Source organism: Salinimicrobium catena (assembly GCF_900102915.1).
GTDB lineage: Bacteria > Bacteroidota > Bacteroidia > Flavobacteriales > Flavobacteriaceae > Salinimicrobium > Salinimicrobium catena.
Genome location: NZ_FNGG01000005.1, coordinates 85,143 through 109,474 on the forward strand (window position 1 = coordinate 85,143; position 24,332 = coordinate 109,474).

Sequence of the window (24,332 nt, forward strand, 5' to 3'; positions counted from 1 at the left end):
ACGTCAATCTTGTAAGATAAATTATATGCATCGGCTAAATATGCGCTTCGGAAAAATCCTTCAGGAAAAATATAAGTTTCCTGAATATTTACGTTCTCTTTCTTACTTTTACCTCTCTAAAACACAATCTTCATGTCCAACACGGTGCTGCACCTCAAAGACGCTTCCATTTACCAGCGCGAAACGCTAATTCTTTCTGAAGTCAATATCGAGATCCAAAAAGGGGAATTCGTTTACCTTATTGGAAAGACCGGAACCGGAAAAAGTAGTTTCATGAAAACCCTTTACGGGGACCTGCCTCTGATAGAAGGTGAAGGGAACATCGTGGATTACGACCTGCGGAAATTAAAGGAAAAGGACATTCCCTTTCTGCGCCGTAAGCTGGGGGTGGTCTTCCAGGATTTCAAACTGCTGAATGATCGCAATGTGAACGAGAATCTGATCTTCGTGCTGAAGGCTACCGGCTGGAAAGATCGGGCGGCTATGGACCAGAAGATCGCTGAAGTGCTCAAAAAGGTTGGCATGGAGACCAAGGGCTTTAAAAATCCGTTCCAGCTTTCGGGAGGAGAACAACAGCGAATCGCCATTGCCCGTGCTTTGCTGAACGACCCCGAACTGATTCTTGCAGATGAGCCTACCGGGAACCTCGACCCGCAAACTTCGGTAGAAGTGATGGAAGTCCTGCAGCAGATCAGCAAGAACGGAAAGACCATCCTCATGGCCACGCACGATTACGCCCTTTTACTGAAATATCCTTCCAAAACCCTAAAGTGCGACGGACAGAAAGTTTTTGAGGTGGTGCAGAAGACGGTTTAATTCTCTATCTGTCATTCAGAACGAAGCGCAGCGAAGTGAAGAATTTATCCTGAAGAGATTCCTCCTGCCGTCGGAATGACAAACGTCTAATAAAAGACCTCCCAAAAATCACATTGAATACATCCTTCTAAAATACCGTCACCCTGAACTTGTTTCAGGGTCTTTTTTATAAGATGCTGAAATAAATTCAGCATGACGCGCATCCTCTTCCCGACCCTCTCCAGAGGAGAGGGGAGGTGAAAAGATCAGCCCCTCTTCCATTGGGAGAGGCGTGAGTATGGGATGACTTCCAAAAAAATAACCTCCCAAAAATCAGATTTTTGAGAGGCCTCTAAATAAGTTTATTCGTTTCTATTAAGCTTCAGCCGTTTTCCTGTTTATGAACAGGTAGTAAATGTTGATCAGGATAATGGCACCATTGGTAATGGCAATCGGCCATGATCCAAGAAGAACTCCGTAGATGACGAACAGAAAACATCCCATGCTGTTGATATACCTCAGGGTGGTGATATTGCGCATAAGGAAGGATAACAGCAGTACCAAAGATGCTAAATACCCTATCCATTCGATGTATGATATTCCAAGAATTTCCATAGTTAAAAATTAAGAGCTGCAAAATTAAAAAACCTGCAGCTCTTACTGATATTTTAAAATAATTAAATCGCTTTATTTCTTTTACGCTCATTCTCGGTAAGGAAGATCTTTCTAAGACGAAGATGATTTGGAGTTACCTCCACGTATTCATCTTTCTGAATGTATTCCAGCGCCTCCTCTAAAGAGAATTTAATAGCCGGAACGATCTTCGCCTTTTCATCTGCACCCGAAGAACGTACGTTAGACAGCTTTTTGGTCTTGGTCACGTTCACCACAAGGTCATCCTGGCGTGAATTTTCCCCAATTACCTGCCCTTCGTAGATATCCTCTCCCGGATCGATAAAGAACTTTCCTCTTTCCTGAAGTTTATCAATAGAATAAGGAATGGCGGTACCTTTTTCCATAGAAACCAAAGAACCGTTCTGGCGCTCAGGAATTCCTCCTTTTAATGGCTGGTATTCCTTAAAGCGGTGAGCCATAATCGCTTCCCCGGCAGTAGCTGTCAACAGCTGATTTCTTAAGCCGATGATCCCGCGAGACGGAATGATGAACTGAATGTTCATACGGTCACCTCTGGATTCCATGCTCAGCATCTCCCCTTTTCTCATGGTTACCATTTCTACAGCCTTTCCTGAAACATCCTCAGGAAGGTCAATGGTCAGCTCTTCTACCGGCTCGCATTTCACTCCGTCAATTTCCTTAATGATCACCTGCGGCTGACCTATCTGCAGCTCATAACCTTCGCGACGCATAGTCTCGATAAGTACAGATAAATGCAGAACTCCACGCCCGTAAACCATGAATTTATCGGCACTGTCGGTCTCCTCTACCCTCAGGGCAAGGTTCTTTTCAAGCTCCTTGATAAGACGCTCCTTGATGTGTCTTGAGGTCACGAACTTTCCGTCTTTTCCGAAGAAAGGAGAATCATTGATCGTGAACAACATGCTCATGGTAGGCTCATCAATGGCGATGGTCTTCAATCCTTCAGGGTTTTCAATATCGGCAACGGTATCACCAATTTCAAAACCTTCCAGGCCTACCAAAGCACAAATATCTCCCGGCTGCACCTCTTCCACTTTTCTGCGGCCTAAACCTTCAAAAGTATGCAATTCCTTGATCTTTGTTTTCTTCACGCTGCCATCGCGCTTCACAAGAGAAACCTGCATTCCTTCTTTCAAAACCCCTCTTTGCAGACGACCGATGGCGATCCTTCCGGTGAAGGAAGAAAAATCCAAAGAAGTGATAAGCATCTGTGGCGTTCCTTCTTCGATCTTTGGTGACGGAATGTGTTCGATCACCATATCAAGAAGCGGCTCGATATTCTCTGTCTGCTTTTTCCAGTCATCGCTCATCCAGTTGTTCTTGGCCGAACCGTAAACAGTCGGGAAATCCAGCTGCCATTCTTCGGCTCCAAGTTCGAACATCAGGTCAAATACCTTTTCGTGCACCTCTTCTGGAGTACAGTTCTCCTTGTCCACTTTATTCACCACCACGCAAGGCTTCAATCCAAGGTCAATGGCTTTTTGCAGTACAAAACGGGTTTGCGGCATAGGCCCTTCAAAAGCATCAACCAGCAGCAATACGCCGTCGGCCATGTTCAAAACCCTTTCTACTTCCCCACCAAAGTCGGCGTGACCTGGGGTGTCGATAATATTAATTTTGGTGTCTTTATATACTACGGAAACATTCTTGGAGGTAATGGTGATCCCTCTTTCCCTTTCAAGGTCATTGTTGTCAAGGATAAGGTCTCCGGTGTTTTCATTTTCCCTGAAAAGCTGACAATGATACATGATCTTGTCTACCAGAGTGGTCTTTCCGTGGTCAACGTGCGCGATAATCGCGATGTTTTTAATAGATGTCATATAAACGCCTGATTTTTAAGGCTGCAAATGTACGGTTATTTTTTCCGAAAAAAACAGGCAAATCTTTAAATCTTTTTATGTGATTTCCTACACATAAAATATTGATATACATTTAGTTAAGGTTAATTGCTTTGAAATCCTTCCGAAGAAAGAGAATTTAGCGCTGAGGAAAAAGCAATAAAACTGAGGTTTCTCATAATTTATGATTTGAAAATTCCATTTATGCTCAATATTCATTAACTTTAAGTCATTGAAAATAAACTTTTTACATTTTAAAGAAACCCAATAAAACCCTCATATTATGAAAAATCCTATCTCCCATAAAGTAATGATCACCCTGTTTACTGCACTCCTGTTCCTTGCGGTTCAAACAAACATATATGCCCAGGTACCCGAAAAGGCGATGCTGGAATATCCTGAGGCAGACAAGAACATGAATACGGTCAAAAAGGCCATGGAAGCCTATGAGACGGGGAACTGGGAACTCCTGCGAAATTCTGTGACCGAAGATGTGCGATTTTACAATCTGGGCAGCTTTGACAGCCTTAACCTTGACCAGACCATAGAATACTGGAAAAAAGGACGGGAAACAGCCACTCCTACCCTGGCCGAAAACCAGATCTGGCTTCCTGTTTCTGTCAAAGAAGGTCCAAGACAAGGGCAATGGGTGCTTCACTGGGGGTCAAATACTTTAAGTTATCCCAACGGGGAATCCATTAGTTTCCCTTACCACATCGCCACCCGAATGGAAGGCGACAAGATCTCCAGGATCTATTTCTACTATGACAATAACCGTATTATAAGGGCGATGGGCTACGCCATAGATCCGCCGCTCAAAGAAGAGGATGACGAAGGCCTGGAAGATTTCAAGCCTAACGAGAAAAGGAACTAATCGGGGCTTCAGGTTTGCAGGTGTAAAGAAAGTCAAAAAAGGTATCTTTGCACATAAATTGTAAAACTATGAAGCTTAATAACATCCCACAGATAAAACATTCAGATTCCGGGAATTTCTTCCTGCTCGCCGGCCCCTGTGCCATTGAAGGTGAAGAAATGGCCCTGAACATTGCCGAGACCATTCTTAAGATAACAGATAAACTGGAGATCCCCTTCATCTTCAAAGGTTCCTTCAAAAAGGCCAATCGAAGCCGCATTGACAGTTTTACCGGAATTGGAGATGAAAAGGCGCTAAAGATCCTTCGGAAGGTTTCTGAAACTTTCAAGGTACCTACAGTAACCGATATTCATGAAAGAGCTGACGCCGCCAAGGCCGCCGAATATGTAGATGTACTGCAGATCCCGGCTTTCCTTGTTAGACAAACCGACCTGGTAGTTGCCGCAGCCGAAACCGGAAAGGTGGTCAACCTTAAAAAAGGTCAGTTTATGAGCCCTGAAAGCATGAAACATGCCGTTACCAAAGTAACCGACTGCAATAACGAACAGGTAATGGTCACCGACCGCGGAACCATGTTCGGGTATCAGGACATGATCGTAGATTTTAGAGGCATTCCAACCATGAGACAATTCGCGCCTACCGTTCTTGATGTGACTCATTCCCTGCAACAGCCAAACCAGAGCAGCGGGGTAACAGGAGGAAGGCCCGATATGATCGAAACCATTGCCCGCGCAGGGATCGCTACCGGTGCAGACGGGATCTTCATCGAAACTCATTTTGATCCGTCAACGGCAAAAAGCGACGGAGCGAACATGCTGGATATACAATATCTTGAAAAGTTACTTACGAACCTTACCGCGATCAGGAAGACGATCAATTCTTTTGAATAAAAAAATAAATTAACCCTTTCAGGGTTTGGAACCCTGAAAGGGTTATTAATTCGGCACAGATTACAAATCCGCGCCAGCTGAAATATAGAGACCCACAGGTTTTGAAAACCTGTGAGGTCTTTTTTTTACCCCTTTTAGGGTATGGAATCCTGAAAGGGTTGAGTTGATATAAAAATATTCGTGAATTCGTGACTAAAAATGCCTACAAGGTCAAAAAGACCTTGCAGGTCATTCTTAAACAAAAACCCCGGTTTCCAAAAAAGGAACCGGGGTTTTCTCATTTTTATCGGGGGACAAAAATAATATTATCCGCATTTGGAGTAGCCACAGCTTTTACATACCAGGCAACCTTCAGAGAAAATGATCCCTTCAGGATCTCCACATTCGCCGCATTCCTTATCGGCTGCAGGAGTTCCGTCTGGCACGAACTGCTTCAGCGCCCTAACCACCCCTGCTTTCCAGGTGTTGATGTTCTCATCCATCAGGTTAAGGTTATTGATAAGGTCTACCACGTAAGGAATTGGCATTCCGTGGCGCAGTACCCCTGAAATCAGTTTCGCGTAGTTCCAGTATTCCTCGTTGAAGGATCTTGAAAGTCCTTCAATGGTTACTTTATAACCGTGTTTGTCGCAGAACTGGAAGTCATATCTCGAATTCTCATCCTCGTCACGGTTCTTGATCACGTATCCTTTTTCAACCCAATTTGGCAGGTTGAAAACGTCTTCCATTTTACCGGTAAAGATCTCGTAGGGACGGTCGTGCAGCAAACCAACCACTGCCAGCCATTTCTCGTTCTCATTGTTGAAACGCACGATCTTGGCCTCCAGTTTCTTTGGTCTTTTTGGCGCGAAAGTTTCAGAAAAAACAGATTCTTTCTCCTTATTGTCTTTTTTATCTTCAGAAGAGACAAGGATCCCGCTTCGGGAACCGTCACGGTAAACTGTGATCCCTTTTAGACCTTTTCTCCAGGATTCCACGTAGATGTCACTCACCTTTTCCAGGCTCACATCTGTAGGAAGGTTGATGGTGGAGCTGATGGAGTGAGTGGTGTATTTTTGCACCAAAGCCTGCATCTCCACACGTTTTTGCCAGTCGATCTCAGGAGCTGTGGCACCGGCATAGGCGCTAAGGCTAATATCATCTTTTCCTGAAGCTTCCATCCAGGTCTTCACCTTTGGATGGTAAACTGTAAATTCTTCAAAAGCGTCTCCGGTATCATCAACAAAAGCAACTTTGGCGTTCTTTTCTGAAGGGTTCACTTTTCTTCTTCTCTTATAGGAGAGCATGAAAACCGGCTCGATTCCAGAAGAAGTCTGCGCAAGCATACTCAAACTTCCGGTTGGGGCCACTGTACTGATGGAGATGTTCCTTCTTCCGAATTTCATCATTCTTCCGTAGAGATCAGGGAATTCCCTTTTCATCATTTGCACGAATTCTGACTGCTCTTCAATGGCAGGGTCAAACACCTTAAACGGCTCTCTTGAGATCGCCATGTCAATACTACTGTCAAATTCCCCGCGCATCTTGGTCTGCATGATCTGGTCAACCACTTCAAGAGCTTCGGCAGTGTCAAACTTCACTCCAAGAGCGGCAACAGCATCGGCAAGGGCGGTAAACCCTAACCCGGTACGCCTTCCGTTCTTACCATTTTCGGCCAAAAGTTTCCAGGTTTCCACCTCTGTTCTTTTAATGAAATCAGGCTCCTTGTCCTGACCAATCTTTCCGAGAATCTTATCAACCGCTTCCAGCTCAAGGTCTACAAGGTCATCCATCAAACGCTGAGTTTCATAGATCACTTTATAGAATTTCTTGTGGTTGAAAGAAGCATTTTCGGTGAAAGGTTCATCCACGAAGTTGTACAGGTTCACCGCGATCAATCGGCAGGAATCTCCTCCCTGCATCGCGATCTCTGAACATGGGTTTGTAGAACTGTTTTTGAAGCCGGGATAGTAAGAAGAAGTGGAATAAGTATGTTGCTTGTCCCAGAAGATCAATCCGGGTTCTGCAGTATTATGGGCACATTTGATAATGGTATCCCAAAGTTCTTTCGCTCTTACAGTTTTCTTGTATTCAGGATCTGGGCTGTCAATTGGCCAGCGCAGGGTGAAATCGGCATCATCTGTTACGGCCTGCATGAATTCATCTGAAAGACGTACAGAAATATTAGCGCCGGTCACCTTTTTAAGGTCCTGCTTAATGGTAATGAAATCTTCCACATCTGGGTGTGCCACGTCAATAGTGAGCATCAATGCCCCACGACGCCCGTTTTGAGCCACCTCCCGGGTGGTGTTGGAAAAACGCTCCATGAAAGAAACCGCTCCGGTAGTTGTTCCGGCGGCATTTGAAACCAGTGCATCTTTTGGACGAAGGCCGGAAAGGTCTACTCCTACCCCGCAACGTCTTTTGAAAAGCTGCACCAGTTGCTGATCTGTGTACAGGATTCCGCCGTAAGAATCATAGACCGGCGGCACCACAACACAGTTAGACAAAGAGGCGATCATTTGATCATTTCCCAGGGCTGCCATGACACTTCCCTGCGGAATGCTGTATTTGAAATCTTTGAAAAGCTGAAAAATTCGTTCCTCTGTTAAGGCTTCACGGGTCTTTCCGTATTCAGACAGATTTTCTTTATCCCCTGCTCTGTCTGCATATTTTGCTTCAATGCGTGCAAATTCCCTGGCCATGCGGTGGTGCATGTCATCTGGGGTCAATTCCAGGAATTTCCCATTCTTGTCCTTTACCGCATACTTGTTTATCCATGTAGTAGCAGCGAGCTCATCATTCTTGAAATATTTCAAGCATGCTTCCAGCACCTCATTGTATGTATAGGTCTGGGTACTAAATAATTCTTCAACCATGGCAGTTTCGTTTTTGTTTCAATTAGTGGAGGGATAAAGTTATTTTAATTATTGATTTTTTGGATAAGCCCCTCCACATTGTTATTAACCAACAGCTGTTGAAAAATTTTCCGAAAGTTAAGGTTGATTTTTTTCATTCTCCTTCAGCCCTTGTCAATACTGATTTGAAGCAAAATCTCTTCCATTTTTTCACTTTAAAATAAAATTAACAACAGCTTAAAATTTTCTTTAAACTCTTGTTAAGCAGCTGTGTATTAAGGGCTTTTTAAATTAACTTCAAGTACTAACTTTCTAAAAAAACCAAAAATTATGGAAACTCAGCTGGAGGATATCGGCGAGAGGATCGCCAATTTTTTACCCGATCTTTTAGGCGCGTTACTGGTCCTTTTAATAGGATGGTTGATCGCCCGGGGAATCAAAGCCCTTATTGTTAAAATGCTTCGGAAAACCTCATGGGACGAAAGGGTTTTTGGAAGTGATAATATAGAAGACACCAACGTTTTTGTGGGCAACATCTTCTATTACCTTATAATGATCATCGTTTTGCTGATCGTGCTTGAGATCCTGGGGATAAGTGAAGTGCTCACCCCTCTCGAAAACATGATCAACGAATTCCTGTTGTTCATACCCAACCTGATTGGAGCGGTTTTGATCGCCTTCATAGGTTATGTTTTGGCAAAATTTGTCGCTAACCTTATTCATATAGGCGGTGGAATCATTGACCGATGGGTAGATAAAACAGGGTTCAAGGATACAGACAAACTGGTGGACATCATAAGAAAGATCGTCTTCCTTGTGATCTTCATTCCTTTCCTTATACAGGCTTTCAACACCTTGCAACTGGAAGCCATTTCTGAACCTGCCAATGACATCCTTTACGGCTTCACCGAACTCATTGGAGAGATCGTCATTGCCGCGCTTATCCTGCTCGTATTCATCTGGGGAGGAAAGTACCTGGCGAATTTCCTGGAAGACCTGTTCAGAAGCCTGGGACTTGACCGCTCTGCGGAAAAGATCCAGATCCATAATATGATTGGAGCCGGCCAATCTTTATCAAAATTGGTGGCCAATCTTATTTATTTCTTCCTGGTCTTCTTCGGAATCATCACTGCAGTAGAAATACTCGGCCTTTCCAGATTGACCGAAATCTTGCATGATATTCTTGAGATCACCGGACAGATCCTCTTTGGAATCGTGATCCTGGCGATCGGAAATTACATATCGCTGTTGATCTACAATACCATGACGCGGTCCAACAAGAACCACTTTATTGCAGGGGTGGTCAGATGGTCAACTTTAGCTTTGTTCATTGCTATTGCATTAAGAACAATGGGTATTGCCAACGAGATCGTGGAACTGGCCTTCGGACTCATTCTTGGAGCCATCGCCGTAGCTGTAGCCTTAAGTTACGGACTTGGCGGACGTGATGCCGCGGGAGAACACTTCAGGGACATCATCAAGAAGTTCAGGTCTGAAGCCTCAGACATGGAAGATCCAACCAAAAAGAAAACCGATCTACCGGGCGACAGAAGGACTCCGCCCCCACCGGGAACTCCAAGAGATAAAGATGAACCAGATAATCCTACTCCACCCATGTAGGAGGTGAAAATAAAAAAACCGGCTTCGGCCGGTTTTTTTATATCTTGAAAATTACTTCTTTAGCTTAAGCTCCACCAGTACCGGCAGATGGTCAGAAGGATATTTGAGATCTTTGGAATCGGAAAGCACCGCATATTTTTTCACCTTAAAATCGCCTTTTGACAGAAAGATATAATCTATTCGCCTGGTTACCGGTTCCTGGAATTCATAGGCGTTAAAAGTGCCTTCCGGACCAAAAACAAGGTTGGCAATCGTCTTTGAATCCTCCATATGTGCTGAAAGAAACTTCACCTCTTCGGTGTCAGGTTCCAGGTTAAGGTCACCCATTAAAACGGCGGGAAGATCCTGCTGATTGATCTCTTCCATCTTCTCAAGGATCATTCGGGAGCTTTTCTTCCTGGCCGAGGTCCCCATGTGGTCAAAATGAGTGTTGAACACCCAAAATTCATCTTCATTCTGAACATTTCTGAACTTCGCATAAGTGCAAACCCGCGGATATGCAGCATCCCAGCCCATTGAAGGTACTGTGGGAGTCTCAGAAAGCCAGAAGGTTCCTTCTTCCAGTTTCTCAAATTTTTCGGTCTCAAAAAATATGGCGCTGAATTCCCCTTTTTGGCCACCATCCCGGCCTTCTCCAAGATATTCATAGCCGTCGAGATTCTGCTTTATATGCTGCAGCTGTTCGAGAACCGCTTCCTGGACTCCAAAAATTCCCGGTTCGTAGAATTTGATCTGGCTGGTAAGGTGATCCTTGCGCTGGGACCAGCTGTTCTCCCCATCGGTCTCATTAAGGTATTTGATATTATAAGTCATTATCTCCATTGTCTGGCTGTAAAGGGTTACCTGCACAAAAAACAAAAGGATCAAAAATGTGCTCTTTTTCATATTTTCCTGTTTGCTTCAAAAATCGGAATTATTTCAGAAGAAAAACATTTTTAGCTCTTTTTTGGTGGGAAATACGATTTTTTTATTTTACTTTGTTTTTCAAAGTACTTTAAAATGAAGAATGAAAAGTATCTTCGGGACATTAGCGAGATCAAACAAATGATGAACCGCTCCTCCCGGTTTATTTCCCTGAGCGGACTCGCGGGAGTTTTCGCCGGGATCTACGCCCTTGCAGGTGCCGTGGTAGCCGAGCAATTACTTGGAGACCAGGCGCTGAATACCGTAGCTCCGGAAATGAACCAGGAGGTGCTGCAGCAGCTGTTCCTGGTAGCTTCGGCTGTCCTTGTGCTGGCCATTGGCACTGCCGTTTTCCTAACCACCCGAAAAGCCGGAAAGAACGGACAGAAGATATGGGAAACTACTACAAAGAGATTGCTGATAAACTTCTTTGCCCCTCTCATTGCCGGCGGGATCTTCTGCCTGGTACTGGTGCAGTATGAACTCATCGGCCTTATCGCCCCTGCCATGCTTATCTTTTATGGCTTGTCATTGATACACGCGAGCAAATATACTTTTGGAGACCTCAGGAGCCTGGGGTACGCCAACCTGGTACTGGGGCTTTTAGCTACCCAGTTCTTAGGCTACGGAATTTACTTTTGGGCGACCGGCTTCGGGTTGTTTCATATTGTTTACGGCATCTGGATGTACAGGAAGTACGATAGAAAAAATGCCTGATGAAGAATATTATCAGCAATATCAATAAGGCCTTTGACCACCGCGTGCGACTTGGGATCATGAGCGTGTTGATGGTGAACGAGCATGCCGATTTTACCACCCTAAGAGAACTGCTGGGAGTAACCGACGGAAATATTGCAAGCCACATAAAGGCTTTGGAAAAGAAGGATTATGTAAAGGTAGAAAAGTCATTTATTGATCGGAAGCCTAACACCCGATACATCGCCACTAAAAAAGGAAGGGAAGATTTTCAGAAACATATTGATGCTATTGAAAGTTTATTGGGTCAACAGCAGTTAAAACCATAACTATATTTTTTTATCAATTCACTTTGAATTTCAAAGTCCTTAAAAAACCTGATTATTAACTTAAATCATTCATTATGAAAAACTCAAGAATCCTGATCATCTTAACGGTCGTCGCAGGCCTTTTACTTATCCCTTTAATTGCTATGCAGTTCAGTGAAGAAGTGATGTGGACAGTATCTGATTTTGTTATCATGGGAATTTTGCTCCTGGCCACCGGTCTGCTCATCGAACTTGCTTTTAGAAAAGTTTCCAACCCAAAGAACCGGGTCATCGTGTGGGGAGTTATCCTGATAGCTTTTTTCCTGATCTGGGCAGAACTAGCCGTGGGGATCTTCGGAAGTCCGTTTGCCGGAAGCTAAATTAAAAACCAGTATCATGAGAGATCAGATCATTGCAGGCCTAGACAGTCCGGCAGAACTGGAAAGGCTATACCGTAAGAACAAAGCTGAATTCAGGCAGCATTTTGAAGCGGTATACGGGGAATACCGGGACCGGCCCATAATGCATTTCTGGCAGGAAAGGTTGCATTATGCAGCGCCGGAAATCACCTGGGGCTCAAAAAAGGACTTGAAGTTTGTGATTTTAGCCGCAGTAATTGCCGGACTTCTGGCTAAACTTCCTGCTATTACAGGTATAGCGGAAGAGTTCTTCTACCCCAGGAACATCGGGTTTTTGACATTTCCATTCCTCATTTTATTTTTTGCCCTAAGAAATAACTTGTCGAAAGTTAAAATCGCCATACTTACCGGCATTACCGCCGCAAGTTTGCTCTACATCAACCTGCTTCCCGGCGACCTGCAGAGCGACACGCTTGTCCTCGCCTGCATACATTTGCCCTTGTTGTTATGGGGAGCACTGGGAATTTCTTTTACAGGTAACGATCTTCGGGATTACAGAAAAAGGCTTGACTTCCTGAGCTTTAACGGAGATCTCTTAGTGATGTGCGCCATGCTTGTGCTGGCCGGAATAATGCTTACCGGTGTCACCCTTGGTCTTTTTGGACTCATCGGGCTGCAGATCGCCGAATTCTATTTTCAGAATGTAGTGATCTTTTCCTTGCCTGCCGTTCCCATTCTTGCCACGCTCCTGGTGCAGACGAACCCCGGCCTGGTGAACAAGGTCTCGCCGGTGATCGCCAAAATTTTTAGTCCGGTAGTTCTGGTCATGCTGCTCATTTACCTTGGCGCAATCGTCTACTCCGGAAAAGAGCCTTATACTGACAGGGATTTTCTGATACTTTTCAACCTTCTGCTTATCGGCGTTATGGCGCTCATCTTTTTCTCGGTAGCTAAAGAAGACAGGCTGGGCCCCACCAAATATATCCTGTTCCCGCTTTCCCTGGTGACCATCCTGGTCAACGGCATTGCACTGTCGGCTATAATCTACAGGATAGCTGAATGGGGTTTCACCCCCAATCGCCTGGCCGTCCTGGGAGGAAATATACTGATCCTGGTCCACCTGTTCATGGTGAGCTCCAGCATATTTAAAAGCCTTAGAGATAAGAACCACAGTGTGGAAGTGGGAAGGTCTATCGTGAGATACCTGCCGGTATATTTTGTTTGGATCATTATAGTGGTATACCTCTTTCCGTTCATTTTTGGTTTTAAATAAATTCAAGATCATGGTATCCAATTTGAACCTCCATAAATTGACAGGAGCCATTGCTGAAGGTATCCTAAAATCATTCACTATGAACACGGAAGAGAAAAATTTTGTTGCTGAAAATTCTATCGTCAGGGAGATCTGGGGAAAAAGCGATACCATCCTTTTCATTTTTGCGGGGGCTTCTGCTGAATTCGCGCTGAACAAGGCAGTGGACTGGCTTTATTTCACCGGCAGGCTTCCAAAAGATCCTTTGGGACGCCTCTTTTCCACCGTCTCCTATGCGCGGCAGATCGTTTTTGCCGAAAAAGAACAGGCCATAGAAGCAATAGACAGGATGAATATTATCCACTCTTCAGTAGAGAATAAACGCGGAAAAAATATTCCGGATTGGGCTTATCGAGATGTATTGTTCATGCTCATCGACTATTCCATCCGTTCCTTCGAGGTCCTGGAACGCAAGCTGACCCTGGAAGAAAAAAGGGAAGTTTTCAAAGTATTTTTCAGGGTTGGGAAAAGAATGGAGATCAAGGACCTTCCTGCAAATTTTGAGAGCTACGAGAAGATGCGGGCCCACCACCTGCAGGAGCATTTGCAATACGGTGCCTATTCCAAAGACCTGTTCACACAATACCGGAAACACCTTGGCCCTGTGAGATTTCAGCTTTTACTGGAAGCCCAGCGCCTTCTCCTTCCTGAAAAAGTCAAAGAACTACTGGGCTTCAGGCGCGGCTCCCTCTTAAAGCCACTGCTGGGCATGTATGATCTTAGCCGGGATCTTGATCTCGACTGGCTGTTGAAAGAACTGCTGCTGCCTTCTGAATATAAAAAAGAGATCAGGTCGCTGGACAGGTTTTCTGCAGCTTATTGACCGGCATCAACGTAATCCTGCAGATATTTAAATCTTTCAGTTAACTTTCCGTCTTTGGTCATTCTTGCTCGTTCCAGGATCCCGTCCTTGTCCCCGTCAAAGAATGCCGGAAGCACATTTTTCAGGAACATGTCACCAAAACCTTCACTTGCGTCCTTAGGCAATTCGCAAGGCAGGTTATCCACAGCCATAACGGCGATAGCGCTTTTCTCGCTAAAATCCACTTCCCCGTCACTCTCAGCACTGTAACCATAAAAAGGTTCAGCGATGGTAGACGGCCTTATGGTGCTGGCAATCGGTCCGGCGATATCGCAGGAGATATCTGCCACATATTTAATTTTAAAGGCCGGGGACTTCATATCTTCGGCCGTGTAGAAAACCGGAGCGCCTTCTCCGTAAAAATGCCCTGCGATGAAAAAATCGCTGGCTTTTGCAAACCTTAAAAAGTCGGATTCATAATTTTCAGGATGGGTGTAAAAATCCTGGGCTGAACCTTCTTTTCCGTCCTTACGCTTGTTATAATCAAGCACATCGATATGGCAGTAGACCGGCTCCTGGAAACTGCCTTCCAGGTACTCCTCTACTCCAACCTGTTTTATCTTTAGATGATCCAGGATCTCTTTGGCTCCATGCGCCACTTTTCCGCTTCCGGTAAGAACGATCTTGAGCGGCGGCAGGCTGATCTTATCGAGCTCTGCCAGCATGGCATTGAGATCTGGTAGGGACTCCGCTTTTGGCAGGGCAAAAATGTCATTTTTAAGGCCTATACCTCTAATTCCGTTATAGGCTCCTACCAATCCGGCATACCTTCCAAAGCCAATGAGTCGGCCGCCGGTCTCGTTCACGATCACCTCGTGGTCATACAGCTCAATGTTGTTCTTAAGGATCTCCCGCAGCAGGTCCCGGTTATAGGGCTGTTTCTTTATGGTATGCGAAAAGAAAAAATATTTCTTATTCGGAATAAGGGCCGGGATAGGAACTTCCTTCACCCCCAGCATCACGTCGCAATCGGAAACATCTTCGGAAACCTCGAAGCCCGCATCGCGGTACTCCTGGTCTGAAAATATACGGATGTCTGAACTTTCTACTTTAAAACTTGCCTCGGGAAACTTTTCTACGGCTTCTTTCAATTTTTGGGGAGAAAATACCACTCTTCTGTCGGGTGGGGTTTTTCGCTCTTTGATGAGGGCAAATTTTATCATATTTGGGTATGGATTTTGAATAATACTGAGTGAGTCTCAAAGATAGGAATTTAATACTATCTTTGCACTGCGGCAGGGATTGAAGCGGGTAGCTTTTTGTGAGGAAACGAACAAAAACTATGAGCGGAAAGCCCGGTGCACTGAAGCGGGAGCGAAGGTGTAGCCGCCCGAATAATCCTCCTACGCCAAGGCTTCGGAGGACGAGATTGGCATAATTAATGCGATAATAGAAGTAAGTTCTTTACATAATGGGGTCGACTTGGTTTTGACAGCGAGTCAAATTGAGTTGTAAGCACGTCGAGCGCTGGGATATAGCTCGTAAATCTCATATTTCAGACTTTTTTAAACGGCGAGAATAACTACGCCTTGGCTGCGTAACCGAATCATAGTAGGTTACTCTTAGTCCCTGCAAGGCAGGGAGCCAAGATGTCTCGCGGGAGCCTTGATTTACGGCGCCCGCACCAGAGGCACCGGTAAAGTAAATATAGAAACCGCAGGGTCCTGATGCGGTTTTGAAACTTAAGCGGGAATACGTGCAAGATTGGTGGTTTTCGGCCGGTCTTGCATCGACAACCAAACGAAAACTAAGCGTGTAGAAAGCAGCTGAATTGCTTGTTTGGACGGCGGTTCGAACCCGCCCGACTCCACCTTCGCTCGCCGAAGCTCAGACATGAGCGAGGGCGAGCTTTTTTTTGCCATCCTTTTCTTATTTTTTATTTATTCTCCTTTAAGTGGCGAGCTACGGTGGACACAGTCCACTCCATTCATCTATGAAATAAGCCCAACATCTTTCGCTCGCCAAAGCTCAGACATCTCGAATACGAGCTTTTTTATTTAATTCATTTTCCATCAACTTATCCACCGCTCTAATTGGCGAGCTACAGTGGACACAACCCACTTCATTCATCAATGAAATAAATAAACATCTTCGCTCACCGAAGCTCGGACATGAGCAAAGACTAGCTATTTTATTGCAATTCTTTTCCTATATTTATTTATTCTCCTTTAAGTGGCGAGCTTCGGTAGACAAAGTCCACTTCAATTTTTTCTTCAAATGGAAACATGGACAGTCTATTTATTGAAATGCTCAAATAATTCTGTTTACGTTGGATGCACTTCAAATCTTGAACAGAGAATAAAAGAACATAATAGTGGAAAAGTAAAATCTACACAGTACAGAATTCCTGTTTCTGTGACTACCAAAATCACCTTTAATGATAAATACAAAGCATACAATTTTGAAAAATACCTCAAAACGGGATCAGGAAGAGCTTTTTTAAATAAACGATTACTATAAACTAACTTCCCGAAGCTTTTGGTTTTCAAAAGCGAAGGAGGGCTTTTTATTTGAATTTATTTCCAACATAACGAATCGTGCGAGGGCTTCAATGGACACATCCACTTCTTCTTTACTCACAAATTCTAAATCTTTCCTATTTTCATTTACATCAATTTGATCGATTATGGAATTACCTTATGCCGTTTACATCCTGAAATGCTCGACCGGACAATATTATATCGGCTTTACAGAAGATATTCAGAAAAGGCTAAAGAAGCACCAAAAAGGAGAAGTACATTTTACAAAGGATAAATTGCCTGTAGAATTGATTCATCTTTCACCGTTCCCCGACAAGAAAAAGGCCTGCGATTTTGAACGATACCTCAAGACAGGATCAGGAGCAGCCTTCCACCAGAAAAGATTGCTTAAAAAAAGCCCGGCACTGGCCGGGCTTTTGATCTCAGAATATTTTCTTACTTCTTTATTTCTGCCGGAGTTTTCATGGTTTCATTCACCTGGTCCTTGATCTTTTCCTTATCACCCACAACAATTAAAGTCATTTTCTCCGGCTGGATGTATTTTTCAGCCATGGTCTGGATCTGCTGTGGAGTTATGGCATTGATGTTCTTCACCTGGTCTACCAAAAAGGATTCGGGCAGGTTGTGAACGTCTAAAAAGCTCAACTGGCTAATAATACCCCAGGGGGAAGAATTCTGCAGTACGTAGATCCCTGATTCATAGTTCTGGATCCCCTGCAATTCCTCCTTTGAAGGCGCCTCGTTTTGCAGTCGGCGGATCTCTTTATTGATCTCTTCAATTGAAGCTCCGGTGAACTCTGTGGTCACATCGGCATTCTCGAACCAAAGGCCGGTCTTGTAATTGGCGACCAATGCACTGTTGGGAGAATAAGTGTACCCCTTATCTTCCCGAATATTACTGGTGATACGTGAACCAAAAGAGCCTCCCAGTAAGGAATTCATCACATCAAGCGCGATATAGTCTTCATGCGACGGATCTACTACAGGCAACCCATAGTAGATAGTGGACTGTGGAGCTCCGGGCCTGTCGATGATCTTTACGGCGGCAGCTGTTTCCGGTTCTGCAATCGGGTAATCAACTGCCGGGCCCTTTCTCCAGCTGCTCAATTTTTCTTTTACCGCTGTTTTCACCTCCTCTGCATTAAAATTCCCCACAACATAAACCGTTGCCCGTTGCGCCCCGAAATTCTCCTCATAGAAGCCTTTTACATCCTCAAGATCATAAGAATTTACCTGCTCGGCTGTAGGATACTGCCTGCCGTAAGGATGATCTGGATATATCTCTGCAAAGAACTCTTTTCTTGCCTGGGTTCCGGGTCTGGACAATGCAACACTTAAGTTCCGATTCATATCTTTTTTAAGCCGCTCCAGTTCGCTTTGCGGCAGCTTTGGGTCTACAAGTACATCGCTCAAAATACGCATTGCTTCGGGCGTAAATTCTGAAAGCACACTGGTGCTTAAAGAGGTGGTATGGGTGCCGACTCCCACGTTCAGGTTCCCTCCCATTCCGGCGAGTTTATCCTTTACAGAATAATCTGCCGTCGTTCCTTCTTCCATCAGGTCTGCCAGGAGATCTGCCAGCCATACCTCATCTTCAGCTTCATTTATATTTCCGGTTTTCAAATTGATGCTGATGGTAGCCTTTGGAATACTGCCATAAGGCACCAGCACGAGCTTAAGGCCATTATCATAATTGATCACCTCCTTTTCGGGAAGGGTAAAATCCTTTGGTTCCCCACCTTGTGGCGGAGTCTCTTTGTCCTGAGCTTTACCCGGCAGCACCAGGAATAAAGCTAATATGAAGGTATAAATAGATGTTTTCATTAGTTCGGGTTTTCATTATTAGCCAAAAGCGGATTTACGGTGAGAATGGTTCTGTTCGATCGACGCAGATATTCAGAAACCGTTTTGTTCATTAATTCGGGAGTTACTTTCTTGAATTCCCCCTCAAGTTCGTTGATACGGGCCGGATCGTCATCAAAAAGAGCGAAAGTCGCAAGCAGATCTGCCCTGCCCAGTCCAAATGTACCGCCCAGGTCATCATAAAGCTGGGAGCGCATTTTCACGATGGCATTGTCCAGCATTTCCGGGGTTATCTTCAAATTGTTCATCACCTCATCTACTGCCGTAACCACCTGTTCTTTTGAGGTCTCATTATCGTAGGTGAAATTGAACATGAACTGCATAGGTCCGTTATAGTTGAACATATTTCCTAGATAATTGATCCCGCCGCTCACATTGGAAGTATAACCGAGCTCATCGACCAGCTTTTTCTGAAGCAAGGCATTGTCCCCCTGCACCAGGATCTGGTTCAGCAAGCCCATGGCATAATATTCCGGGGTATTTCGTTCCGGCATATGGTAAGCGATGGCCATTGCAGGTTTATTCGCCAGGGAATCATTTTTGACAAATTGCTTTTCCTTTTCCTGTCTGGGCTCAGAAATGTCCGGTTTCTTCGGAAGGTCTGCAGCCGGGATATCTCCGAAGTATTCTTTGATCCATTGTTTGGCTTTTTCCATATCAAAATCTCCCACTACGGCAAGTGCAGCGTTGTTGGGTGAATAATAGGTATTGAAGAAGCTTTCCACATCTTCTAAAGTCGCAGCATCAAGGTCTTCCAGATCCCCATAAAAGTTGTGGGCATTATACCAATTGGTATTCGCATACTGCGGCATATCCAGCCACGGGAATCCTCCGTAAGGCTGATTCAAAACGTTCACTTTTACCTCATTTTTTACCACTCCCTGCTGATTGGTGAGGTTTTCTTGAGTAATGTCAAGCCCCCGCATCCTGTCGGCTTCGGCCCATAACATGGTTTCCAGTTTGTTCGCCGGAACGATCTCAAAATAGTTGGTAAAGTCAAAACGGGTGGAACCGTTCAAAACACCACCGTTTTCCTGAACCAGTTTAATGAATTCCATTTTTCCCAGGTTCTGTGATCCCTGGAACATCATGTGTTCAAAAAGGTGAGCGAAGCCCGTGCGGTCTTTGGGTTCGATCCTGAACCCAATGTTATAATATACCGCGACGATCGCGGTAGGTGCAGTTTCATCAGGAGAGAGGATTACCTTGAGACCGTTATCCAGGGTATAATATTCCACCGGAACATTGTACTCGTTTGGTCCACTGCTTTGCTGTTGGTTTTGCGCAAAACCTGAGGAGGTGATCATCAGGAGCAAAAACAATTTCATAATTTTCTTCATAAGTTGATAATGTTTAGTTGATCTATTAAAATTGTCACTAACAGACTCTTAAAATATAAAAATTTTCAGAAAATATCTGCTGAAGAAATTATATTAGAAAGCTGACCCTCAGTCTTAAATACAGCAAGAGAGAAGATTTTACTTCATTCCGGAAAAGTAAATCAGAAATGAAATTCAGGTTGAAATAAGCTCTCCCGAAAAAAAAGATCCCGCCAAACATGAGTTTGAGCGGGATCTTTAAGTTCCTTTCTTTAAAAGTTAGAAGATTATTCTTTCTGATCAAAAAGCTCGTCATCCACCATATTAGGAATGGTGACCTTTAACTGCGGCTCGGATTCCATAGCGCGCTTGATCGCGAATACGGCACCCTCGTTTCGGGCCCAGGCTCTTCTGGAAATACCATTATTCACATCCCAGTGCAGCATGGACTGGAGGCGTCTTGCAGATTCCTTGTTACCTTCCAGAACCATCCCGAATCCGCCGTTGATCACTTCTCCCCAGCCAACTCCGCCGCCGTTGTGGATGCTCACCCAGGTGGCTCCTCTAAAACTATCGCCAATTACGTTGTGTATGGCCATGTCGGCCGTAAAACGGGAGCCGTCGTAGATATTGGAAGTTTCGCGGTATGGAGAATCGGTTCCCGAAACGTCGTGGTGATCCCTTCCCAGAACTACCGTTCCTATCTCACCTTTGGCGATGGCATCGTTGAAGGCCTTGGCGATCTCCATTCTTCCCAGGGCATCGGCATACAGGATGCGGGCCTGTGAACCTACCACCAGTTTGTTCTCTCTCGCGCCCTGTATCCACTTGATGTTATCCTGCATTTGCTGCTGGATCTCTTCCGGAGAATCTTTCTTTAGTCTCTCTAATACTTCGGAAGCGATCGCATCGGTCCTGTCAAGGTCTTCCTGCTTTCCGGAAGCGCATACCCAACGGAAGGGTCCGAAACCGTAATCAAAACACATGGGCCCCATGATATCCTGCACGTAACTCGGGTATGCGAAATTTTCCTTGTCTTTGGCTTTTTCCGAAGTCACGAAATTGCCCTGTTCGTCTTTAAATATTTTTGCGCCCGCTCTGGAAGCTTCCAGTAAAAAGGCATTTCCGTAATCAAAGAAATAAGTGCCTTTTTGGGTGTGGCGGTTGATCGCCTCGGTCTGCCTTCTAAGACTCTCCTGAACTTTTTCTTTGAACGCTTCTGGGTCATTAGCCATAAGCTCGTTCGACTCCTCAAAGGAAAGTCCCACCGGATAATAGCCTCCTGCCCACGGATTGTGAAGGGAGGTCTGATCACTTCCCAGGTCGATATGAAGTTCCTGCTTGTCAAATTCTTCCCATACGTCAACCACGTTGCCCAGGTAAGCGAAAGAGATCGTTTTCTTTTCTTCTTTAGCCCTTTTTACTTTTTCAACAAGGCTTGAAATATCGGTGACCACCTCATCTACCCAGCCTTGTGAATGACGGGTTTCCACGGCTTTAGGATTCACCTCGGCACAAACCGTGATGCAGCCTGCAATGTTCCCGGCCTTAGGCTGCGCCCCACTCATGCCTCCCAGGCCAGAGGTGACAAATATTGAACCACCCCCTGGCCCCCTCCCTGAAAGGGAGGGGAGCTTTTGAGCTATTTTCCGAAGAGCATTTAGTACGGTAATGGTGGTACCATGAACGATCCCCTGCGGACCAATATACATGTAACTTCCCGCGGTCATTTGTCCGTACTGGGTGACACCCAACGCATTGAACTTTTCCCAGTCATCGGGTTTGGAGTAATTGGGGATCATCATTCCGTTGGTGACCACCACCCTTGGCGCGTCCTTGTGAGATGGGAACAGCCCCATAGGATGTCCCGAGTACATCACCAAAGTCTGTTCATTTGTCATCTCGGCGAGGTATTTCATCACCAGGCGGTACTGCGCCCAGTTCTGGAAAACGGCGCCGTTCCCTCCGTAGGTGATGAGCTCGTGCGGATGCTGGGCTACCTTCGGATCCAGGTTGTTCTGGATCATGAGCATGATGGCCTTGGCCTGTTCGCATTTACCCGGATACTCTTCAATAGAACGGGCATACATGTCATAATCCGGCTTAAAGCGGTACATGTAGATCCTTCCGTAGGTGTCCAGTTCCTCACGAAACTCGGGAAGCAGCTCGGCATGGTGCTTCGGCTCAAAGTAACGAAGCGCATTTCTCAGGGCCAGTTTCTTTTCTTCGGAATTTAATATTTCCTTGCGCTTTGGCGCGTGGTTCACATTGGGATCGTATGCTTTTGCTGCAGGCAGCCTATCGGGAATGCCCTCTAAAATCTGTTGTTTAAAATTCATTTCTGTAATCTCATTTATGGCTTCAGAATTTTCAGCTATTAAAAAAGCTGCCTTACCGACAGCTTTTTTAGCTTTTCAGAAAATACTGCTGATCACCTGAAAATAGTATCTAAAGCCAACTTCTTAAACGGTCGTTTTCTTTGTCTTCTTTTTCTTCTTCTTTTTGGGGTCAAGAAATTTCCTGATGGTAGGCGAAGAAATGTACCACAGTACAAATCCGCTCAACACCGTGATCAATCCAAGAAGAGAGAAAACTCTCAAGATGATGTTGTTGAAATCATCCCTTCCTTCGTAATCCATGGTATGGGTCATCCATAGGAAATCGAACCAGCGCCAGTCCCTGTGGCGAAGTGTCCTGAAAGTTCCGTCTTCGATCGAGATATAGGCTCTTATATTTTCCGGCGTGTCATACGAAACCACGTAAGCCGGCAGTGGTCCGCCGCGATACTCGTGGTGGTTGCCGGTTTCGGTTATTCTTTCCACGCCTTCCACTTTCAAACCGTCTATCATATTCTTTTCGGCTATTGAAAGGGCTTCCGCTTCAGTAAGCCCATGTTTCATCTCACCGGTACGGGCATGGTGAAGCATACTGTGGTTGATCCAGTAATAAGGTTCTCCCGCGATCTCCTTTAGTTCTACGGAATGCACTTCCATTCCTGAAGATTCTGACGGACTTTTCAGTCCCTCGAAGCTCGAATGAGCCATTTCAGTTTTACGATATTGATCTCCATGTATCTCATCAATATCTGTCCAGCTGAAGTATAGTCCGCTCACGGTCCACATGATGAACTGAATTCCCAAAAATATCCCCAGATACCTGTGGGCCTGCCTAATCTTTAAGGCTGTTTGTCTTTTTACCATTATTGTATTGTTAAAGGAGGCCGGGCGGTTTTCTTTTTAAACCCGGCCTCCGGAAATTTTAGTTTCTATTAATATCCGTCTGTTTGCTCCATTCCTGAAGCTTCAACTTCACTGGCAGGAATTGGATAGATGGTACGATTATCGGTCGCCGCAATATCCAGGTTAGCCGCATCAACACCGGTATTGACATGCTCGTCTACCGGACGAATGATGTCCACGCCCCTGCGGATGTAATCGTAAACTCCGTGACCTTCCAAAGCCAGTTCCCTTCTGCGCTCCTCAGCGATCCTTGCTTTTAGAGCATCTCCAGTTTCGGTTACCTGGTGTGCGGTAAAGTCTGTGGTCCTGTTTTCGATAAGGGTATTGAGATAATCCTGGGCTGCGGTATCGCCTCCCCCGGCACCATGAGCCGCAGCTTCGGCCGCGATCAGGTACATTTCAGACAACCTCAGCACCGGAATGTTGTGCGCACTCAATCCGCCGCCATCACTCCTGTTGTTGTACTTCACAAAAGCCTGCTGCGTACCTTCCTTGTCTTCTTCTAGAAGCGCTGCCCTAGGGTCGTTTTCATAGGCTCCTAAAAGGTTTACAAAGGTCTCGGTCGCAATCACATCTCCCTGCCCCCCGTTCTTCATATCGAACTGGGCTCCAAGACCGTTACTTCCCAAAGAGTTCTGGCTGGTGATGCTCAGCTCAAAAAGTGATTCGGAATTATAATCGGAAAAAACATAAGAATTGACACCCATCAGGTTGGATTCACCCCTGGCCGCGATCACTTCTTCTGCATATTTTAAGGCGTTTGCCCAGTCCTGCTTGTAAAGGTACACCCGTGCCATCAAAGCTTTAACCCCTGTCTTGGTGAGGTATTGGGTACTCCCCTGTTCCCAGGTATTTGCCGGCAAAACATCATGCGCCGTCTGCAGGTCAAGCAAGATCTGGTCATATGTCTCTCCTAAAGTGCTTCTTTCTACCACCACTTCTTCCGAAGAAAGTTTAAGCGGCAGGCCCTGAGCAGAGGCACCTCCTTTTATCCATGGATAGGCAAAGGTCCTGGCCAGGTCAAAATAGACCATCCCGCGAAGCCCTAATGCCTCCCCGCGAATTTCTTGCTTTGCAGCATCGCTTCCTTCTGCAGCATCTATGTTATTGATGATAAGGTTCAGGTTATTGATGGCCTTGAAAGATTGTCTCCACAAGGCTTCCCCGCTTCCGCTATTGTTAGCGCTTTCCTCGTACTTGTACTCGATAAGTTCGTACTCCCTGGGGTTAAAAGTTGTTTTAACGAACCTGAAATCTGTTCCCTTTACTGCTGCTCTTTTATAAAGCACCCTACCGAGGTAAGCCCCGCGGGAAACTTCATTATAGGTTCCGGTGAGCAATTTATCAAGTTTTTCTACGGAATTGAGCACCAATTTTTCGGAGATCACATGGTCCGGAGTCTGTGTAAGCACATCTTCGCTGCACCCCTGTAGGGATAGCAAACCTAAGATCACTAATGTGTTTTTTAATATTCTCATTT

General features: G+C 45.2%; 21 protein-coding genes and 1 other RNA gene. 12 read left to right on the plus strand and 10 right to left on the minus strand.

The features are described 5' to 3' along the window. Window positions 1–132 precede the first annotated feature (132 nt). Complete coding sequence (locus BLS64_RS11135; RefSeq protein ID WP_093113596.1) at window positions 133–816, plus strand: cell division ATP-binding protein FtsE; 684 nt, start codon at window positions 133–135, stop codon at window positions 814–816. 354 nt (window positions 817–1,170) lie between these two features. On the opposite strand, the gene BLS64_RS11140 is transcribed toward BLS64_RS11135, so the two are convergent. Together BLS64_RS11140 and typA are read right to left on the minus strand one after the other, a co-directional pair. Next, complete coding sequence (locus BLS64_RS11140; RefSeq protein ID WP_093113595.1) at window positions 1,171–1,410, minus strand: YgjV family protein; 240 nt, start codon at window positions 1,408–1,410, stop codon at window positions 1,171–1,173. A gap of 62 nt (window positions 1,411–1,472) precedes the next feature. Continuing rightward, window positions 1,473–3,272 (minus strand): translational GTPase TypA, encoded by a 1,800-nt coding sequence (typA, locus tag BLS64_RS11145; RefSeq protein ID WP_093113594.1) that lies wholly within the window; start codon window positions 3,270–3,272, stop codon window positions 1,473–1,475. A gap of 301 nt (window positions 3,273–3,573) precedes the next feature. Between typA and BLS64_RS11150 the strand changes: the two genes are divergently transcribed. After that, window positions 3,574–4,164: a nuclear transport factor 2 family protein gene (locus BLS64_RS11150; RefSeq protein ID WP_093113593.1), complete on the plus strand. Its 591-nt coding sequence runs from the start codon at window positions 3,574–3,576 to the stop codon at window positions 4,162–4,164. 68 nt (window positions 4,165–4,232) lie between these two features. After that, window positions 4,233–5,054: a 3-deoxy-8-phosphooctulonate synthase gene (gene kdsA / locus BLS64_RS11155; RefSeq protein WP_093113592.1), complete on the plus strand. Its 822-nt coding sequence runs from the start codon at window positions 4,233–4,235 to the stop codon at window positions 5,052–5,054. 305 nt (window positions 5,055–5,359) lie between these two features. On the opposite strand, the gene BLS64_RS11160 is transcribed toward kdsA, so the two are convergent. Continuing rightward, window positions 5,360–7,912 (minus strand): adenosylcobalamin-dependent ribonucleoside-diphosphate reductase, encoded by a 2,553-nt coding sequence (locus BLS64_RS11160; RefSeq protein WP_093113591.1) that lies wholly within the window; start codon window positions 7,910–7,912, stop codon window positions 5,360–5,362. Window positions 7,913–8,221: 309 nt separating this feature from the next. Between BLS64_RS11160 and BLS64_RS11165 the strand changes: the two genes are divergently transcribed. Beyond that, on the plus strand, window positions 8,222–9,511 hold the full coding sequence (locus BLS64_RS11165) for a mechanosensitive ion channel (RefSeq protein ID WP_093113590.1): 1,290 nt from the start codon (window positions 8,222–8,224) through the stop codon (window positions 9,509–9,511). Between the two features lie 51 nt (window positions 9,512–9,562). Here BLS64_RS11165 and BLS64_RS11170 read toward each other — a convergent pair whose 3' ends face one another. Then, window positions 9,563–10,396 carry an endonuclease/exonuclease/phosphatase family protein gene (locus tag BLS64_RS11170; RefSeq protein ID WP_093113589.1) on the minus strand — a complete coding sequence of 278 codons (834 nt, stop codon included), beginning with the start codon at window positions 10,394–10,396 and terminating at the stop codon, window positions 9,563–9,565. Between the two features lie 114 nt (window positions 10,397–10,510). Here BLS64_RS11170 and BLS64_RS11175 point away from each other — a divergent pair, with 114 nt between their 5' ends. The 5 genes from BLS64_RS11175 (at window position 10,511) to BLS64_RS11195 (ending at window position 13,912) form a co-directional block, all read left to right on the plus strand. Next, on the plus strand, window positions 10,511–11,131 hold the full coding sequence (locus BLS64_RS11175; RefSeq protein ID WP_093113588.1) for a hypothetical protein: 621 nt from the start codon (window positions 10,511–10,513) through the stop codon (window positions 11,129–11,131). Further along, entirely contained in the window at window positions 11,131–11,439 is a 309-nt protein-coding gene (locus BLS64_RS11180) for a winged helix-turn-helix domain-containing protein (RefSeq protein ID WP_093113587.1), read from the plus strand. The genes BLS64_RS11175 and BLS64_RS11180 overlap by 1 nt, the downstream gene beginning before the upstream one ends. Before the next feature lie 74 nt (window positions 11,440–11,513). Then, entirely contained in the window at window positions 11,514–11,798 is a 285-nt protein-coding gene (locus BLS64_RS11185) for a hypothetical protein (RefSeq protein WP_093113586.1), read from the plus strand. A gap of 16 nt (window positions 11,799–11,814) precedes the next feature. Continuing rightward, window positions 11,815–13,050 (plus strand): DUF4153 domain-containing protein, encoded by a 1,236-nt coding sequence (locus BLS64_RS11190; protein ID WP_093113675.1) that lies wholly within the window; start codon window positions 11,815–11,817, stop codon window positions 13,048–13,050. A gap of 79 nt (window positions 13,051–13,129) precedes the next feature. Next, a complete protein-coding gene (locus BLS64_RS11195; protein WP_093113674.1) occupies window positions 13,130–13,912 on the plus strand; it encodes an oxygenase MpaB family protein in 783 nt (260 codons plus the stop codon). Here the strand turns inward: BLS64_RS11195 and BLS64_RS11200 are convergent. After that, window positions 13,906–15,114 carry an NAD(P)-dependent oxidoreductase gene (locus BLS64_RS11200; protein ID WP_093113585.1) on the minus strand — a complete coding sequence of 403 codons (1,209 nt, stop codon included), beginning with the start codon at window positions 15,112–15,114 and terminating at the stop codon, window positions 13,906–13,908. The two genes, BLS64_RS11195 and BLS64_RS11200, sit on opposite strands and share 7 nt — an antisense overlap. 250 nt (window positions 15,115–15,364) lie before the next feature. Between BLS64_RS11200 and ssrA the strand changes: the two genes are divergently transcribed. From ssrA to BLS64_RS11215, 3 genes are all read left to right on the plus strand, one after another. Next, window positions 15,365–15,764: a transfer-messenger RNA gene (ssrA, locus tag BLS64_RS11205) on the plus strand. Window positions 15,765–16,168: 404 nt separating this feature from the next. Then, window positions 16,169–16,411 (plus strand): GIY-YIG nuclease family protein, encoded by a 243-nt coding sequence (locus BLS64_RS11210; RefSeq protein WP_093113584.1) that lies wholly within the window; start codon window positions 16,169–16,171, stop codon window positions 16,409–16,411. Between the two features lie 166 nt (window positions 16,412–16,577). Beyond that, window positions 16,578–16,919 (plus strand): GIY-YIG nuclease family protein, encoded by a 342-nt coding sequence (locus BLS64_RS11215; protein ID WP_093113583.1) that lies wholly within the window; start codon window positions 16,578–16,580, stop codon window positions 16,917–16,919. Here the strand turns inward: BLS64_RS11215 and BLS64_RS11220 are convergent. The 5 genes from BLS64_RS11220 to BLS64_RS11240 all read right to left on the minus strand — a co-directional run bounded on the left by BLS64_RS11220 (window position 16,867) and on the right by BLS64_RS11240 (window position 24,330). Continuing rightward, window positions 16,867–18,255: a M16 family metallopeptidase gene (locus tag BLS64_RS11220; protein WP_093113582.1), complete on the minus strand. Its 1,389-nt coding sequence runs from the start codon at window positions 18,253–18,255 to the stop codon at window positions 16,867–16,869. The genes BLS64_RS11215 and BLS64_RS11220 overlap by 53 nt on opposite strands. Then, window positions 18,255–19,634, minus strand: a complete 1,380-nt coding sequence (locus BLS64_RS11225; protein ID WP_245693439.1) for a M16 family metallopeptidase — start codon at window positions 19,632–19,634, stop codon at window positions 18,255–18,257. Before BLS64_RS11225 ends, BLS64_RS11220 begins: the two co-directional genes overlap by 1 nt. Window positions 19,635–19,900: 266 nt before the next feature. Further along, entirely contained in the window at window positions 19,901–21,952 is a 2,052-nt protein-coding gene (locus tag BLS64_RS11230; RefSeq protein ID WP_093113581.1) for a urocanate hydratase, read from the minus strand. A 123-nt stretch (window positions 21,953–22,075) separates the two neighbouring features. Further along, window positions 22,076–22,813: a PepSY domain-containing protein gene (locus BLS64_RS11235; RefSeq protein WP_093113580.1), complete on the minus strand. Its 738-nt coding sequence runs from the start codon at window positions 22,811–22,813 to the stop codon at window positions 22,076–22,078. A gap of 68 nt (window positions 22,814–22,881) precedes the next feature. Continuing rightward, window positions 22,882–24,330 (minus strand): RagB/SusD family nutrient uptake outer membrane protein, encoded by a 1,449-nt coding sequence (locus tag BLS64_RS11240; protein WP_093113579.1) that lies wholly within the window; start codon window positions 24,328–24,330, stop codon window positions 22,882–22,884. Window positions 24,331–24,332: the final 2 nt, after the last annotated feature.

Excerpts from the sequence above, each read along its gene's own strand:
- BLS64_RS11135 (WP_093113596.1), top strand. The coding sequence starts at position 133 with ATGTCCAACACGGTGCTGCACCTCAAAGACGCTTCCATTTACCAGCGC.
- BLS64_RS11140 (WP_093113595.1), bottom strand. The coding sequence starts at position 1,410 with ATGGAAATTCTTGGAATATCATACATCGAATGGATAGGGTATTTAGCA.
- typA (WP_093113594.1), bottom strand. The coding sequence starts at position 3,272 with ATGACATCTATTAAAAACATCGCGATTATCGCGCACGTTGACCACGGA.
- BLS64_RS11150 (WP_093113593.1), top strand. The coding sequence starts at position 3,574 with ATGAAAAATCCTATCTCCCATAAAGTAATGATCACCCTGTTTACTGCA.
- kdsA (WP_093113592.1), top strand. The coding sequence starts at position 4,233 with ATGAAGCTTAATAACATCCCACAGATAAAACATTCAGATTCCGGGAAT.
- BLS64_RS11160 (WP_093113591.1), bottom strand. The coding sequence starts at position 7,912 with ATGGTTGAAGAATTATTTAGTACCCAGACCTATACATACAATGAGGTG.
- BLS64_RS11165 (WP_093113590.1), top strand. The coding sequence starts at position 8,222 with ATGGAAACTCAGCTGGAGGATATCGGCGAGAGGATCGCCAATTTTTTA.
- BLS64_RS11170 (WP_093113589.1), bottom strand. The coding sequence starts at position 10,396 with ATGAAAAAGAGCACATTTTTGATCCTTTTGTTTTTTGTGCAGGTAACC.
- BLS64_RS11175 (WP_093113588.1), top strand. The coding sequence starts at position 10,511 with ATGAAGAATGAAAAGTATCTTCGGGACATTAGCGAGATCAAACAAATG.
- BLS64_RS11180 (WP_093113587.1), top strand. The coding sequence starts at position 11,131 with ATGAAGAATATTATCAGCAATATCAATAAGGCCTTTGACCACCGCGTG.
- BLS64_RS11185 (WP_093113586.1), top strand. The coding sequence starts at position 11,514 with ATGAAAAACTCAAGAATCCTGATCATCTTAACGGTCGTCGCAGGCCTT.
- BLS64_RS11190 (WP_093113675.1), top strand. The coding sequence starts at position 11,815 with ATGAGAGATCAGATCATTGCAGGCCTAGACAGTCCGGCAGAACTGGAA.
- BLS64_RS11195 (WP_093113674.1), top strand. The coding sequence starts at position 13,130 with ATGAACACGGAAGAGAAAAATTTTGTTGCTGAAAATTCTATCGTCAGG.
- BLS64_RS11200 (WP_093113585.1), bottom strand. The coding sequence starts at position 15,114 with ATGATAAAATTTGCCCTCATCAAAGAGCGAAAAACCCCACCCGACAGA.
- BLS64_RS11210 (WP_093113584.1), top strand. The coding sequence starts at position 16,169 with ATGGAAACATGGACAGTCTATTTATTGAAATGCTCAAATAATTCTGTT.
- BLS64_RS11215 (WP_093113583.1), top strand. The coding sequence starts at position 16,578 with ATGGAATTACCTTATGCCGTTTACATCCTGAAATGCTCGACCGGACAA.
- BLS64_RS11220 (WP_093113582.1), bottom strand. The coding sequence starts at position 18,255 with ATGAAAACATCTATTTATACCTTCATATTAGCTTTATTCCTGGTGCTG.
- BLS64_RS11225 (WP_245693439.1), bottom strand. The coding sequence starts at position 19,634 with ATGAAGAAAATTATGAAATTGTTTTTGCTCCTGATGATCACCTCCTCA.
- BLS64_RS11230 (WP_093113581.1), bottom strand. The coding sequence starts at position 21,952 with ATGAATTTTAAACAACAGATTTTAGAGGGCATTCCCGATAGGCTGCCT.
- BLS64_RS11235 (WP_093113580.1), bottom strand. The coding sequence starts at position 22,813 with ATGGTAAAAAGACAAACAGCCTTAAAGATTAGGCAGGCCCACAGGTAT.
- BLS64_RS11240 (WP_093113579.1), bottom strand. The coding sequence starts at position 24,330 with ATGAGAATATTAAAAAACACATTAGTGATCTTAGGTTTGCTATCCCTA.